Here is a 15141-nt window from a genome sequence, read left to right as displayed (position 1 = left end):
CAGTTAGGGAAACTGATGCTATTCTCCGGCGTCGATGCACCGCCGAGCAGACCCGGACGGGTCACCGCCCGAAGGACGCACTCCTCTTGATGTCGGCCCTCCCCGCTCCGACCTCGTCACCGTCGTTGCTGGATCGGCCGGCGGGTGGCGCGTTGCAGCTCATCTTCACCACCCTGCCGGCGCTGCTGCGGTTGACCTGCGGGTTGTTCGGCGCGGCGACCGCGCTGGCGGTACGCACCGCGCCGGTCCGGGTGCCCGTGCTGCTAGCCGCCGTGATCGCACTGACCGGCTGGTCCGTCTGGTACGCGGCGCGTGCGCTGCGGGTCGGCATCGGTCCCGGGCTGGTCGCCGGGGACGTCGCGTTCACCTTCGCGGCGAGCCTGCTAGCCCCGCTGCTGGTCGCCCCGGAGGTGCTGCCGGGCGAGGGTAGTTGGCTCGCCGTGCTGGCCAGCACCACGGTGATCAACGCGCAGGCCACCGCGCCGGTCCGCTGGTCGGTGCCGGCGGGCCTGCTGGTCACCGCCGGATACGCGGCCGGCGCCTCGGCCGCCGGCAACACCGTCGAGGCGTCCGCGCACGCGGCGACCCTGCTGGTGCAGACAGGCTGCGCGGCGATGACGGCGACGGTGATGCGCCGGTGGATCGGACGGGCCGACGCCGCCTTCACCGAATTCCAGCGGCTGCGCCGGGAGGCGGTGCTTGCCCGGACGGTCCGGGAGGTGGAACGGCGGCAGAACCGGGACCTGCACGACACGGTCCTGTCCACGTTGACCGTGGTCGGGCTGGGTGCCCTGCCGGCCGGTTCGGCGGCGTTACGCGAACGGGCCGACGCGGATCTGCGTACCCTGGTGGCGCTCGCGAACGCCCGGTCCACCCCCTCGACCGACCCGGTCGGCAACGAGACCGGCCAGGTCCGCAACGAGACCGCTCCGGCCGGCAACGAGGCGGGCCAGGTCGGCAATGAGGCCGGCCAGGTCGGCATCGCTGTCGGGGCCGGTCCGGCCGATGTCGACGCCGGTCTACGCGCGCTGCTCGCCATCCACCCGGAGCTGACGGTGACCGCCACGTTGCCGCCCTGCACGGCCCCGGCGGGGGTGGTCGCCGCGCTCGTCGACGCCACCGCCGCCGCGCTGGCCAACGTGGCCCGGCACGCGCCGGATGCCGAGGTGGTCGTGCGGTTGGGCCGGCACGACGGCGGCGTCGTGGTCGAGGTGGTCGACGACGGTCCCGGTTTCGACCCGGCCACCGTCCCGGCCCATCGGTACGGGCTACGCGAGTCGATCCGGGGCCGGTTGGCCGATGTCGGCGGGCGGGCGGAGGTGACCTCCGCCCCTGGCGAGGGCACCCGGATCAGGCTGGAATGGCCGGATGTCCACTGACCTCAGCGCGACGGCACCGGCCCGCGTACCCCGGCCGGTGATGTCGTCGGGGAGCCTGGCGGTGGCCGACGGCACCGCCGTGGACGTGGCCCGGGTCTCGGACCGGGGCGCCCGGATCGCGGCGGTGGCCATCGCGCTGGTCTGGCACACCGCGATCGGGTTGCCGGCGCTGCTCGGCGCCTGGTCCGAGCTGGCCGCGCCGACGGTGGTCGCGGTGGGCTGGCTGACCGCCCTCGTCGTCGGCGGGTACGCCGCCCACCGGCTGCTGCACGGCACCCTGCCGCCGGTGCTGCCGTTGGTGACCACGTTGCTGGCGGTGGACACGGCGGTCTTCGCGGCGGCCGGCGAACGGCAGTTCTTCGCCGCCGGGAACTGGGCGTGGACCGGGTTGGCCTGGTTCCTCGTGGTGGTGCTCTGGGGGCGCCCGATCCGCTGGATGATCGCCCTGTCGGCCGGTCACTCGGTGATCGCGCTCGCCGCGCTGATCGGCCACGGCGCGACCGCCCCCGCCGACCTGACCCGCTTCACGATGTACGTCTACGGCACCTCGTCGCTGCCGGTGGCGGTCTTCGCCGGTGCCGCGGTGATCTCCACCCTCGCCCGGGACCGGGCCGGCACCGCCGCGGCGACCCTCGCCGTACGCGCCGAACGGGACGCCGCCGAACGGGCCCTGGCCGACCGGCGGACCCGGCTGGCGCTTGTCGGTGGGGCCGCCGAGCAGGTGCTGGCGGAGCTGGCCGATGGTCGCGCCGACCCGACCGACCCGTTCGTGCAGCGCCGGTGCGTGCTGGCGGCGACCCGGTTGCGCCGGCTGATCGCCGAATCCGACGACGTGCCGGATCCGCTGCTGCACGAGTTGCGGGCCGCCGCCGACCTGGCCGAACGCAACGGGCTGCCGATCGAGTTGATCGCCATCGGCACGCCGCCGCCGCTGCCGGTGGAGGTCCGCCGGCGGCTGGCCGACCCGTTGGCCGCCGCGCTGGCCGCCGCCACCGGTTGGGCCCGGCTGACGGTGGTGGCCGGTCCGGACGAGGTGGCGGTCAGCCTGGTGGCACCGGACGTGGGCGGCCCGGGAACGGCCGACGCGCCGGGCGCCCAGCCGGGCGACCCGCCGTTCGCTCCGGCGGGCGACGACGAACAGGTGGAACACCTACAGGAGCGGGACGGGGAGATCAGGTGGACGCAGACCCGGTGGCACCGGCCATGAGCGGGGAGCGACCCGTCGGAGTGTCGATCGTCGACGACCATCCGGTGGTGATCGACGGAGTGCGGGCCTGGTTGTCCACCGAGCCTCGACTACGGGTGCTCGCCACCGGCGACGACCCGGACCTGGTGCTGCGGACCGCGCCGGAGGCAGACGTGATCCTGCTGGATCTGCGGCTGCGCGGGCGGATGGTCATCGACAAGTTGGCCGAGCTGAGCACCGCCGGTCGGCGGGTGGTGGTCTACTCCGAGCACACCGATCCGGCGACGATACTCACGGCGCTCGACGCCGGGGCGACCGCGTTCCTGGCCAAACACGAGGGGCGGGAACACTGCGTGGCGACCGTGCTGGCCGCCGCAAGTGACCGCCCGTACGTGCCGCCGGCCCTGGCCGGGGCGATGGTGGGTGATCCGCGCCCGGACCGACCGGCCCTGTCGGACAAGGAACGCGAGGCACTGCTGCTGTGGTTCCAGTCGATGTCGAAGGCGTCGGTGGCCCGCCGGATGCAGATCAGCGAGCACACCGTCAAACAATATGTGGACCGGGCCCGGATCAAGTACACCCGAGCGGGCCGACCGGCCGCCACGAAGGCCGCTCTCCTGGCCCGGGCGATCGAGGACGGACTAGTCCGGCCGGAGGAGATCGGCACCTACCGGTCACAGGCGTCGTACGACCGGCCGACCCCCTAACGGGTGTCATGACAGCGCGTCACGGGTCGGTGAGGCTGAACGCCACGAGACCACTGCGCGGGGGAGGTCGTGACGATGCGCGAGGACATGTCCCCGTTCTTCATCGCACCGCATCGGTTCGACGCGCCGGAGGACGAATTCGCCCCCGTACTCGACCGGCACCACGACCTGGTCCCGGAACCCGGTGAACGGGTGCTCGGCCGGTACCTGACGTCGGTGGCCGGCTGTCTACTCAGCCCGACCGGCACCCGCCGGCAGTGGGTCCTGCCGGCACCCGCCTCGGTCACCGTCACCGACCGTCGCCTCGCGTACGTCTGCCTCGCCGGTGACCTGGCCCTGGTCGCCGGCAAGATCGACTCGGCGGGCGTCCGGCACCGGCGGGCCGTCCGGTTGCCTCGCCTGGTCAGCGGGCAGGTCCGCTGGCAGTGGCCGTCCCGGCTGGAGCTACGGTCCACCCCCTCCGGGGCGCACGGTACGGCTCCGGACGCCGAACTGCTTGTGGTCTGCGACGCGCTGCGGACGATCCAACAACCCACCCTGGCCCTTGGTGGCCAGGTGGGCCCGGTGACCGAGCTGGCCCGGCTGATCCGACGGACGGTGGCCTGTTTCCGGGTCACCCGTCCCGAGTTGGTGGAGCTGGCACCGCCGGAGCGGGACGTGCTGATCCGACGGGCCACCGCCGCTCCGATGACAGGTGAGGCGCGGGTGACCCTGCCCGGTTCGCTGCCTGTGGAGTTCCTCTCCCGCGACGACTACTACCGCACCCCCGAGCCGGCGGGGCAGGACGCCGTCGGCAGCTGACCGACCACGCGCCACAGTGGACCGCGAACAGCACGGGCGGGGCATGGCTGGTCGAGCAGGGCCGAACGGTCGAGCAGGGCCGAGCGGTCGAGCAGGGCCGAGCGGTCGAGCAGGGCCGAGCGGTCGAGCAGGGCCGAGCGGTCGAGCAGGGCCGAGCGGTCGAGCAGGGCCGAGCGGTCGAGCAGGGCCGAGCGGGCGAGCGAGGCCGAGCGGGCGGGGCCGGGGGCCGGTGCGGCCGGGGGGCCCGTGCGGCCGGGGGGCCCGTGCGGCCGGGGGGCCGGTGCGGCCGGGGGGCCGGTGCGGCCGGGAAGGCGGACTCCCACCGCGACCACACCCACCACCGCCATCGCCACCGCATCCCCACCGCGACCGCGTCCGCCACCGTCACCGCGACCACACCCACCACCACCACCACCACCGCCACCGCATCCCCACCGGGACCGCACCCACCACCGTCACCGTCACCGCATCCTTACCGCGACCGCGACCGCGACCGCCACCGTCACCGCGACCACATCCGCCATCGCTGTTCGGCTGGTTCCGGTCGCTCCCGCGCGGTGCCTCAGCCATATGATCGTGCTGCAACCATGTTGTAGTGGGCTTCTGAACAACGGAGGCCACTACAACATGGTCAACACCGTTGCGTTAGGTGGAACGGCTGTTCGTCAACCACCGCTGCCTCGCCGATCATGGAGTTGTGGTGGGTAACAGAACGCCCGCAAAACCCCCAAAGCCGGCACCACCACTCCATGATCGCCAAGCTGGCCCACCCCGCTCCCCGATCGGGCACTTTCTGTCCCGGGTTGACCAGCCGCCCACGGCGTTAACGCAACGGTGTTGACAACATGGTTGCAGCACGATCATGAAGGGCGCGACGAGGCGGCACCGGCCCGATGACTCGACGCATCACCTGTGGTGGCCGCTCTGCCGCGGCGTCGAGGCCGCGCCGGACGGAGTTCATCCCGATTCGTTTTCGTCATCAGCTCTACAGGACGCGCGTATGACACCAGGGCGGCGGCGTCGACCGCATGCGCCGGGCGGTCAGGAGGCGGTCAGGAGGCGGTCGAGCGGCGGGGGCGGCGGTCCAGTTCGGCGGCCTTCTCCAGGCTGGGCGCGGTACCGCCCAGGTGGGCCGGCTGCCACCAGGTGTCGTCCGGGCCGGCCGGCTTGTCGGGGTACTCCCGCTGGGCCCGGTCCACCAGCGCGGCCAGCCGGGTCTTCAGCTCCGCCGTCATGGCGTTGGCGTCCGGATAGGCGGCCGGGTCCATCGGCTCGCCGAGCAGGATGGTGATCGGGGTGTGCCGCCGGGTCAGGGTCTTCGGCCGGCCCTTGGTCCAGAGCCGCTGGGTGCCCCACAGCGCCACCGGCAGCAGCGGCACCGCCGCCGCCTGCGCCATCCGGGCCGCGCCGGTCTTCAACTCCTTCACCGTGAAGGAACGGCTGATCGTCCCCTCCGGGAAGAGACCGACCGCCTCGCCCCGGCGCAGCGCGTCCACCGCCGTGTTGTACGAACCGACCCCCGCCGACCGGTTCACCGGGATGTGCTTCATGCCGCGCATCAGCGGGCCGGAGACCTTGTGCGCGAAGACCTCGTGCTTGGCCATGAACCGGACCAGCCGCCGGGACTCGTGCGCCCCGTACCCGCAGAAGATGAAGTCGAGGTAGCTGACGTGGTTGCTGGCCAGCACCACCCCACCGGTACGGGGCACGTGGTGGTTGCCGTCGACGGTCAGCCGCAGGTCGAGGACCCGGAACATGGTCTTGGCGGCGGCGATCACGGGCGGGTAAACGAGTTCCGGCATCCGGTTACTTTACCCCGCGTAGGTTACGGAACCGTAGGGCGGAGCCGGCTCGGGGAGCCCGGCCGAGGCGCGGTCGGCGTACGGCACGCCGGTCAGTCGGCCAGCCGCTGCCGGTCGGCCCGGCCCCGGGCGAAGGCGTCCACCCGTCCCCACCGGCCCGGGATGTCCAACACCTCGATCCGGCCCATCCCGACGGGCAGCACCGGCTCCACCGCCAGGTGCCCCTCGTGCGGCTCCAGGCCGAGCATGGTCCGCAGCAGCAGCAGCGGGGCGCCCGTCGACCAGGCCTGCGGGCTGCACGCCGTCGGGTACTCGACCGGGAACTTGGTCTGCTCCCGGGGATAACCACCGAACGCCTCGGGCAGCCGCCCTTCGAAGTAGGTGGCCGCGTCGAGGATGCCGTTGGCGATGGTGGCGGCCTCCTCGGCGAAGCCGTACCGGCGCAGGCCCCAGGCGATGAAGGAGTTGTCGAACGGCCAGATCGTGCCGTTGTGGTAGCCGATCGGGTTGTACCGCACCTCCCCCTCGGCGAGGGTACGCACGCCCCAGCCGGTGAACAGCCGGGGCCCGACCATGTGCCTGGCGATCTTCTCGGCCCGGTCGTGGTCGACGATCCCGCTCCACAGCAGGTGCCCGATGTTGGAGCTGAGCACGTCGCACTGCCGGCCGTCCGGGTCGAGGGCCAGCGCGTAGTACTCCCCGTCGGCCACCCACCAGTCCCGGTTGAACCGCTCCTTCAGCGCTGCGGCCTCCCGCTCCAGCCGGTCGGCGAACGCCGGATCGTCCCAGAACTCCCGGGCCATCCGGGCCGCCCGGCGCTTCGCGTCGTACGCGTAGCCCTGCACCTCGCAGGTGGCCCGGGGGAACGGCGGCAGGCTACCGTCGGCGTACGAGATGGAGTCCCAGGAGTCCTTCCAGCACTGGTTCTCCAGCCCGGTCTCGGTGTTGCGCCGCTCGTACCAGATGTAGCCGTTGCCGGCCAGGTCGGCGTAGTCGTCGATCCACCTCAGCGCGGCCCGGCACTCCCGTTCCAACTCCTTGACCAGCGCGACGTCCCCGCTCCACCGCTCGTACTCGTCAAGCAGGACCACGAACAGCGGGGTGGCGTCGACCGAACCGTAGTAGGGCGAGTGCGGCTGCTCCTCGAAGGCGGCCGTCTCGCCGTAGCGCATCTCGTGCAGGATCCGGCCCGGGTCCTCGTCCCGGAAGTCGTCGAACCGGGTGCCCTGGAGGGCAGCCAGAATCCGTAGCGTGGTCTTGGACAGTTCCGGGGCGAACGGCAGCACCTGCAGACAGGTCAGGATGCTGTCCCGGCCGAACATGGTCATGAACCAGGGCAGGCCGGCGGCGGGCAGGGTCTGGCCGCCGAGCGACAGCGGCGCGAAGCGCAGCGCCGCCAGGTCGATCAGGCTGCGCCGGTAGGTGGCGGCCACCCGGTCGTGCTCACTGTTCACCTTGGGGGCCTTGGCGATCCACTCCTCCAGGTCGTGCGCGAGGGCGAGCCGTTCGTGGCCGTGCACGGTCACGCCCAGCCGCAGGTCCCGGCCCCCCGGGCCGATCGCGAAGGTCTGTACGTCGATCTCCGCGGTCCACTCCTCGTTGGGTTCCAGGTGCACCGAGTACGCGAAGCCGTTCCGGTCGTACCGGGCCGGCCGGGACGACGAGATGACCGTCTCCCGCCGGAAGTTGCCCCGGCGGTAGCCCAGCCGCAGCCGGTCGGACTCGGCCTCGGCGTACAGCTCGCCCTTTTTGTTGAGGATCTCGTCCTTGACCTGGAAGAGGTCGGCGAAGTCGGCCCCGGCGTCCATCCGGACCTCCAGGTCGACCGCCTTCTCGTCGTGGTTCAGGATGGTCAACTGTTCGCGGAAGCTGCCACCGACCGCGCGCTCCCGGATGATCGACAGCTTCGCGTCGACGTAGTGGGTGGCCATCCCGGGCACCAGGAAGAACCGCGCCTCGTAGTACTGGAGGTCGTCGTAGGACAGCGCGTTGAGCCGTTCCCCGTTGACGGTCAGCACCCAGCGGGACAGGAAGCGGACGTCGAGGGAGAACAGGCCGGTCGGCTCGGTCGGTGTCGCCTCGATGTCGCCGGTCTCCTCCGAGACGACGAACGTGTTGCCGTCCAGGATCCGGACCGTGTTGCTCTGTCCCATCACCGCACCTCCCGCTGGTGGAGCCGGTGCGGCCCCTGGGCGTCCGGGGAACTGGGGAAGACCCGCTCGATCTGCACCACCAGCCGGGCGTCCCCGGTCACCGTCATGTCGCCGCGCAGCAGCGCCGCCAGGCCGTGTTCCCGACCCGCCGCCATCTCCTCGAACAACGCCGGAGTCGTCCCGATGACGGTGTCCGCCTCGCGGTCCTCCTGGCTGACCGCCACTTTGCCCCGGTCAACCCGGAGCAGCCAGTGGGTGGTCTGCGCCCCCTCGTGCAGGTCGAACCGCAGCGTCCCCACGGCCTTGTCCAACAGCGGCTCGTAACCCCGCCGCTCCAGACTCTCGAAGAACCTCGTGGTCGCGTCCACCATCGGGCCTCTCCCCCGTCGTCCCATCCGCCTGCCGGTACCGGCGGGGGATCCCCGCCCGGTCCGCCGTCAACCTCGCCCGGATCGGGTGAGGCCATCCGCCGGGGCCGGCACCCGCGCCGACGGGGACGACGAACGCCGGCCCCCGGGATGTCCCGGGGGCCGGCGTCTGGGTCGTCCGCATGCGGAGGTCAGTTGTTGGGGTCGTCGGCGCTGATGTCCGCGAGGACCGACTGGGGTTCCCGTTCGACCGCAAGGTCACCCATCGACACCAGGCCCACCAACCGGCCGTCGTCGATCACCGGCAGCCGGCGTACGGCGTAGGTGCGCATCAGGTCCGCGGCGGCGACCGCGTCGTCGTGCTGGCTGACCGTGATCACGTCCCTGCTGGTGATCTCGTTGAGCCGGGTACGGTTCGGGTCCAGACTCTCGGCTACCGCCCGGACGGTGACGTCCCGGTCCGTGACGATTCCGACCACGTCGTCACCGCTGGTCACCACCACGTCGCCGATCGCACTGTCCCGCATCTCCTGCGCGGCGGCGGTGAGCGTGTCGTTGCCGTCCATCGTCACCAACCGGGTCGTCATGAACTCTCCGACCGTTGTCATGGCGCTCTCCTCTCGGTGTCGGCACGGCCGTCTACCCGCCGCTCCCGACCAGGTAACGCACCTCCACCAGCGCACCCGGTGACCGGCACGGCCGTCCCCGCCGCCGGGCCGAGCGCGGGGGACGCCGGCCCGGCGGGACCGGCCGGACGCCGAGAGCGCCCGACCCGACGCGACCGGTCAGCGGAGTCCGGCGGCGACCAGTTCGGCGAGCTGTACCGCGTTCAGCGCGGCACCCTTGCGCAGGTTGTCGTTGGCGCAGAACAGCGCCAGGCCGTGCTCTACGGTCTCGTCGGCCCGGATCCGGCCGACGTACGTCGGGTCCTGACCGGCCGCCTGCAACGGCGTCGGTACGTCCGACAGGGCCACCCCGGGGGCACCGTCGAGCAGTTCCCGGGCCCGCTGCGGGGTGATCGGCCTGGCGAACCGGGCGTTGATCTGCAACGAGTGGCCGGTGAAGACGGGCACCCGGACGCAGGTGCCCGAGACCTTCAGCTCGGGGATCTCCAGGATCCTCCGGCTCTCGTTGCGCAGCTTCTGCTCCTCGTCGGTCTCGAACGAGCCGTCGTCGACGATCGCGCCGGCCAGCGGGAGCACGTTGAAGGCGATCGGCCGGGCGAACGAACGCGGCGCGGGGAACTCCACAGCCGCCCCGTCGTAGGCCAGCCCGGCGGCCCCCTCGACGACCTTGCGGACCTGCTCGTCCAGCTCGGCGACGCCGGCCAGACCGGCACCGGAGACCGCCTGGTAGGTGGCGACGACCAGGCTCACCAGCCCGGCCTCGTCGTGCAGCGGGCGCAGCACCGGCATCGCGGCCATCGTGGTGCAGTTCGGGTTGGCGATGATGCCCTTCGGCCGGTCGGCGATCGCGTGCGGGTTGACCTCGGCGACGACCAGCGGCACCTGCGGGTCGGTGCGGAACGCCGACGAGTTGTCGATCACCACGGCACCGGTCGCGGCGACCCGGGGCGCCAGCTCCTTCGCCGTACCCTTGCCGGCGGAGAAGAGCACGATGTCCAGCCCGGAGTAGTCGGCGATGGCCGCGTCCTCCACCGTGACCTCGCCGCCCTGCCAGGGCAGGGTGCGCCCGGCCGACCGGGCCGAGGCGAACAACCGCACCTGCTCCGCCGGGAACCCGCGTTCCGCCAGCACCTGCCGCATGACCCCACCGACCTGGCCGGTGGCTCCCACAATGCCGATCCTCATGCCCGCGAGGCTACCCAGCCGCAGGCCCACGGCGGGAAACCTTTCCCACCGCCCGGGTCACCGCCCGCCCGCCGGTCACCGCCCGTGCCCCCCACCACACCACAAACCACCCGACGGTACGCCCCGAAGCCCCGGAAGATCGCCCGTGACCAGGCCGTCCGGCCGCAGCATCCGCACCACCGGCCCGGCCCGGCCCTCCCGGGGCGGCGCGACCGGAATCACACCGCCCCGCTCCCCGACCTGCCCTCAGCCCGGTGGTCGGCCACCCGTCGAGCGCCGTTCAGCCGGCGTGGTCGGTCACCTCGCCGAGCCCGGAGGCGACCAGCTCGTCGCGGATCAGCGCCGCGTCCCCCTCGATGACCAGGGTGAGCGCATCCGGGTGCAGGTGCTCGCCGGCAGCCGCGGAGACCTGCGCGACGTCGGCGGCGAGCAGTTCCTCCCGCAACCGCGCGTGGTAGTCGTCCGGCAGGTCGTGCACGACCAGGGTGGTCAACGCCGAGGTGATCGCCCGGGGACTCTGCAACTCGACCGAGAGCTGACCGGCCCGCCAGGACCGGGCCACCGCCAGCTCGTCCTCGGTCACCCCGCCGGCCCGGGTACGGGTGATCTCGCCGATCGCCTCGACCAGGGCCGGGGCGGTCACCGACGTCTGCACGCCGGAGCTGACCGCGAACCGACCGAACCGGCGGGACGAGGCGAAGTCGCCCCGGATGCCGTACGTGTAGCCGCGTACCTCGCGGATCAGGTGGTTGAGCCGGGAGGTGAACGCCCCGCCCAGCACCGTGCCGGCGAGCGTCATCGGCACGTGGTCGGGGTGGGCGCGGTGCGGTGACGGGTGGCCCAGCCGCAGGGTGGACTGCACCGAGCCGGGGCGGTCCACCAGGATGATCCGCCGTCCGGCGGGCAGCGCCACCTCGATCGGGCCGCCCCGCTCGACGGGACCGCCGCCGGTGCCCGCGAACGCCGCCGCGCCCAGCGCGTCCAGGTCGATCCGGTCCAGGTCACCGGCGACGATCAGGGTGCCGGGGCGGAGGAACCACTCGGAGTGGAAGACGGTGACGTCCTCCACGTCCAGCCCGGCCACCGAGCCGGGGTCGCCGTACAGCGGCCGGCCCCACCGGTTCTGCGCGCCGAACAGGTCGGCACGTAGCGCCGCGTCGGCACGTGGACCGGGGTTGGACCAGTCCATCCGCAGCGCGGTCGCCTCGTCGTCGCGGACCCGGCGCACGTCGTCCGGGTCGAGCCTGGGCGTCCGCACCGCCTCGGCGAGCAGCTCCACCGCGGCGCCGAGCCGGTCCACCGGCACCTGGACGCTGACCTGGAAGCTGTCCCAGTCCAGCCCGGTGGCCAGTTCGGTGCCGAGGCCCTCGACGGCCAGCGCGAAGCCGGTGGCGTCCCGCTGCGCGGTGCCCTCCTCCAGCGCCTTGGCCAGCACCGCGCCGAGCCCTTCCTTGCCCACCTGCTCACGCCCGGCACCCGCGTCGAGCAGCAGCAACGCGACGGCGAGGTTCTGGCCGGGCAGGTGCGCGGCGACCACCCGGCCACCGGCGACCTCCCGCCGGACCACCGTCGGGAACCGGTAGGGCCGGGCGGTGCCCGGACCCGGACGGGTGGTGATCAGCGTCATGAGGTCTCCTCCGGCAGGTAGGTCAGGGTCACCCGGTCGGCGGGGGTGAGCACGTCGGCGGCCAGCTCGGCGATCTGCGTGGCGGTCACCGACAGCCAGCCGGGCAGCCGGTCGGCGGTCTTCGCCGGGTCGCCGATCTGGGTGGCGTACCGGCCGAGTGCGTCGGCCCGGCCGTCCACCGTGGCCATCTGCCGCCACCAGGCGGTGCTGAGCAGCGCCTTGGCCCGGTCCAGCTCGGCGGCGGTGACCGGCACGGTGGCGAGTTCGTCGACCACCTCGGCGACCCCTTCGGTGAGCCGCTCGGCGGTCACCCCGGGGCGGGCGGTGGCGGTGGCGATCAATGGCGCCGGGGCGTGCGCCAGGTCCACCCCGTACGCGCCGACCAGGTCCGGCTGGGCGAGCCGTTCGCCGTCGGCGAGGCGCTGGTAGAGCCGGCTGCCCCGGCCGCTGCCGAGCACCGTGGCGGCCACCGTGGCCACGTCGTAGCCGGGGCTGCCGAACGGGTGGGTGCGGTGCGCGACGTAGACCCGGGCGGCCGGAACCTCGGCGGTGACCGTCTCGACGGCGGGCCGGTCGGTGCGGGCGACGGTGTGGCCGTCCGGCGCGGCGGGGATGTCACCGCGCGCCGGGATCCCCCCGAAGTACCGCTCGGCCAGCGCGAACACCTCGGCGGCGGTGGCGTCGCCGACCACGGTGAGCACCGCGTTGTCCGGCGCGTAGTAGGTCTGGTGGAACGCCTGGAAGGTGGCCAGGTCGGCGGCGTTCAGGTCGGCCATCGACCCGATCGTCGCGTGGTGGTAGGGGTGCCCCGGCGGGTAGAGCAGCGGGAGCAGCCGCAGCCAGGCGTCGCCGTACGGGACGTTCTCGTAGCGCTGTCGACGCTCGTTCTTGACCACGTCCCGCTGGTTGTCCAGGGTCTGCTGGGTCAGCGCGGGGACCAGCCCGCCCATCCGGTCGGCCTCCAGCCACAGGGCCAGTTCCAGATGTTCGGCCGGGACGGTCTCGAAGTAGTTCGTCCGGTCCGGGTTGGTGGTGGCGTTGAGCGAGCCACCGGAGCCCTGGATCAGCTTCATGTGTTCGGTCTTGGCGACGTTGACCGAGCCCTCGAACATCAGGTGCTCGAAGAGGTGGGCGAAGCCGGTCTGTCCCGCCGGCTCGTGGCGGGAGCCCACGTCGTACCAGAGGTTGACCGCGACCGCCGGGGCGGTGCGGTCCTCGCTCACCACCACGCGCAGGCCGTTGTCCAGTCGGGTCGTCTCGATGGGCCAGGGGTAACCGCTGTCGGGCATGACCCGACGCTATCCGATCTCCACGCCGCCGGGGCGACGCGCCACCGTCCGGCCCCGCCGCACCACCACCGCCCGCACCGGCACACCACCCGGACCACACTCCACCTGGCCTGTCCGCCCGGCCTGTCCACCTGGCCTCGACGGGCGAACAACCGGCCTTGATCGACTCAATGACGCCGAGGTGGCGGGATCACCCGGAAGTGGACACCGCCACCTCGGCGACCTGGAGTGGGTCGGGGGTGGATCAGTCAGCGGGTGGATCGGTCAGGGGTGGGTCAGTCGGGGGGTTCGATCGTGGTGACGGTCTGCTCGGACGTCCGGTGCTCCAGCACCGTGTCGGGGGCGGCCCGCTGGTCGGCCTCGCGGAGATCAGACTCGGCGAGGATCGCCTCGGCCTGGGCCTGCGGGTCGTCGCTGCCGACCGCTGCCTCCTCGGGCAGCAGGTGGGCCCGGGACTCCACCCGTTCCTGGTCGCTCTGCTCGTGGGTCATGAGGTTGTCGATACCCCACCGACGCCTCCGCCACGCCCCCAGACCCCCAACCCCGCAACGAGATCCCCCACCGCCCGAGCCCACCCCTCGATCCAGGATGTAGGGGCCTCCCGCCGACCTGAGGCCACTACATCCTGGATCGAGCACGATCATCGGCGGAATTCGACAGACGGCCATCGTCGGGGACCGAGCGCGGTCATGAGCGGGACGGAGACGAGGCCCGAGGGGCGAGCGGGGGACGTGCGGGCGTAGCGGGCGGGCGTAGCGGGCGGGCGTAGCGGGCGGGCGTCAGGAGCGGAACGGGCCGCGTACCTCGTAGGTGAGGCCGCCGGCGGAGAGGCCGGACGTGCCGCGCTGGGACGAGAAGTAGAGCCGGCTGCCGTCCGGCGAGAACGCCGGCCCGGTGATCTCCGACGAGGACTGCCCGGTGATCCGCAGGAACGGCGTCACCACTGCGGTCGGGGTGATCAGGTTGATCTCCATGTTGCCGCCGTCCTCGGCGACGTAGAGGTCGCCGGAGCGGGTGCCGGTGATGTTGTCCACCCCGGTCAGCGGGGCGCTGCCGCCGGTCACCAGCGAGTCGTCGTACGCCAGGTCGATGCGCTGGCCGACCACGTCGTACGCCCAGACCCGGTTGTCGCCCTTGGTGGTGAACCAGCAGGTGCCGTCGGCGTACCAGCAGCCCTCGCCGCCGGTGAACCGCTTCGCCCCGGAGACCTGGTTGCGGGTCGCCGTCGGCGAGCCGTCCGGATCGGGGACCCGGGCCCAGCTCACCGGGCCGCTGGTGGCGGTGCCGGCGACCAGCACCTCCAGGGTGCCGGCGGAGAGGTCGCCCCAGACGGAGGGGCGGAACCGGTAGAAGCAGCCGTCGGTCTCGTCCTCGGTCAGGTAGATCACCTGGCGGACCGGGTCGGCCGCCGCCGCCTCGTGCTTGAACCGGCCCAGCGCCGGGCGCTGCACCGCGGCGGTGCCGCCCTGCGGGTAGGTCTCGTAGACGAAGCCCCGGCTGATCTCCTCGCAGGAGAGCCAGGTCCCCCACGGCGTCGCGCCGCCGGCGCAGTTCTGGTTGGTGCCGGAGAGGATGCGGTACGCCGAGGCGATCGTCCCCTCGGCGGTGAACCGCACCGCCGACGCGCCGCCGCTGGGGGTGATCTCCGAGTTGGAGACGTAGATCCAACCGGTGCCGGCGGCGAAGCAGGCCCCGCCGTCGGGAGCGTTGTGCCAGGTGTACGAGGTGCCGGGGACCACCTGCCGGGAGCGGGCGATCACCCGGCTGGTGAAGCCGGCGGGCAGTTGGATGCCGTTGCCGTCGGCGGTGCCGAGTGGACCGTAGGGGCCGACGCCGGGTTGGGCCGGGGCGGCCAGCGCGGCGCCGGACCAGAGGCTGCCGGCGAAGGCGGCGGCCCCACCGGCGACGGTGGCGCGCAGGACGGTACGACGGTCCATCGGAACCTCCGGGGGATGCGAGCGGTGCCGCCGAAGTTACCGACGGTCGCCGTGCCGGAAGTGAACGTCAGGCGAGGTTCG

General features: G+C 72.8%; 14 protein-coding genes. 4 read left to right on the top strand and 10 right to left on the bottom strand.

Annotated elements, in window-relative coordinates; all coding sequences use genetic code 11:
- Positions 1-89: 89 nt before the first annotated feature.
- The 4 genes from OHQ87_RS30910 (at position 90) to OHQ87_RS30895 (ending at position 4073) form a co-directional block, all read left to right on the top strand.
- Complete coding sequence (locus OHQ87_RS30910; protein ID WP_328343633.1) at positions 90-1379, top strand: ATP-binding protein; 1290 nt, start codon at positions 90-92, stop codon at positions 1377-1379.
- Positions 1369-2586 (top strand): hypothetical protein, encoded by a 1218-nt coding sequence (locus OHQ87_RS30905; RefSeq protein ID WP_328343632.1) that lies wholly within the window; start codon positions 1369-1371, stop codon positions 2584-2586. Before OHQ87_RS30910 ends, OHQ87_RS30905 begins: the two co-directional genes overlap by 11 nt.
- A complete protein-coding gene (locus OHQ87_RS30900; RefSeq protein WP_328343630.1) occupies positions 2556-3272 on the top strand; it encodes a response regulator transcription factor in 717 nt (238 codons plus the stop codon). Before OHQ87_RS30905 ends, OHQ87_RS30900 begins: the two co-directional genes overlap by 31 nt.
- 75 nt (positions 3273-3347) lie before the next feature.
- On the top strand, positions 3348-4073 hold the full coding sequence (locus OHQ87_RS30895) for a hypothetical protein (protein ID WP_328343628.1): 726 nt from the start codon (positions 3348-3350) through the stop codon (positions 4071-4073).
- Here OHQ87_RS30895 and OHQ87_RS30890 read toward each other — a convergent pair.
- From OHQ87_RS30890 to OHQ87_RS30845, 10 genes are all read right to left on the bottom strand, one after another.
- Complete coding sequence (locus OHQ87_RS30890) at positions 4028-4426, bottom strand: hypothetical protein (RefSeq protein WP_328343626.1); 399 nt, start codon at positions 4424-4426, stop codon at positions 4028-4030. The genes OHQ87_RS30895 and OHQ87_RS30890 overlap by 46 nt on opposite strands.
- A 699-nt stretch (positions 4427-5125) precedes the next feature.
- Positions 5126-5875 (bottom strand): lysophospholipid acyltransferase family protein, encoded by a 750-nt coding sequence (locus tag OHQ87_RS30885; protein ID WP_328343624.1) that lies wholly within the window; start codon positions 5873-5875, stop codon positions 5126-5128.
- Between the two features lie 92 nt (positions 5876-5967).
- A complete protein-coding gene (locus tag OHQ87_RS30880) occupies positions 5968-8028 on the bottom strand; it encodes an amylo-alpha-1,6-glucosidase (protein ID WP_328343622.1) in 2061 nt (686 codons plus the stop codon).
- On the bottom strand, positions 8028-8399 hold the full coding sequence (locus tag OHQ87_RS30875; protein ID WP_328343619.1) for an SCP2 sterol-binding domain-containing protein: 372 nt from the start codon (positions 8397-8399) through the stop codon (positions 8028-8030). The genes OHQ87_RS30880 and OHQ87_RS30875 overlap by 1 nt, the downstream gene beginning before the upstream one ends.
- A 188-nt stretch (positions 8400-8587) precedes the next feature.
- Positions 8588-9004, bottom strand: a complete 417-nt coding sequence (locus tag OHQ87_RS30870) for a CBS domain-containing protein (protein WP_328343617.1) — start codon at positions 9002-9004, stop codon at positions 8588-8590.
- Positions 9005-9181: 177 nt separating this feature from the next.
- On the bottom strand, positions 9182-10207 hold the full coding sequence (locus tag OHQ87_RS30865) for an aspartate-semialdehyde dehydrogenase (RefSeq protein WP_328343615.1): 1026 nt from the start codon (positions 10205-10207) through the stop codon (positions 9182-9184).
- A gap of 280 nt (positions 10208-10487) precedes the next feature.
- Positions 10488-11834, bottom strand: coding sequence for a M16 family metallopeptidase (locus OHQ87_RS30860; protein ID WP_328343613.1), 1347 nt, complete (start codon positions 11832-11834; stop codon positions 10488-10490).
- A complete protein-coding gene (locus OHQ87_RS30855) occupies positions 11831-13123 on the bottom strand; it encodes a M16 family metallopeptidase (RefSeq protein ID WP_328343612.1) in 1293 nt (430 codons plus the stop codon). Before OHQ87_RS30855 ends, OHQ87_RS30860 begins: the two co-directional genes overlap by 4 nt.
- Positions 13124-13398: 275 nt before the next feature.
- Complete coding sequence (locus OHQ87_RS30850) at positions 13399-13614, bottom strand: hypothetical protein (protein WP_328343610.1); 216 nt, start codon at positions 13612-13614, stop codon at positions 13399-13401.
- A 288-nt stretch (positions 13615-13902) separates the two neighbouring features.
- Positions 13903-15060 carry an alkaline phosphatase PhoX gene (locus OHQ87_RS30845; protein WP_328343608.1) on the bottom strand — a complete coding sequence of 386 codons (1158 nt, stop codon included), beginning with the start codon at positions 15058-15060 and terminating at the stop codon, positions 13903-13905.
- Positions 15061-15141: the final 81 nt, after the last annotated feature.

This window comes from Micromonospora sp. NBC_00421 (genome assembly GCF_036017915.1).
In the GTDB taxonomy this organism is placed as follows: Bacteria; Actinomycetota; Actinomycetes; order Mycobacteriales; family Micromonosporaceae; genus Micromonospora.
The sequence above is the reverse complement of the archived record's forward strand: the minus strand, read 5'-3'. Positions and strand labels throughout refer to the sequence as shown.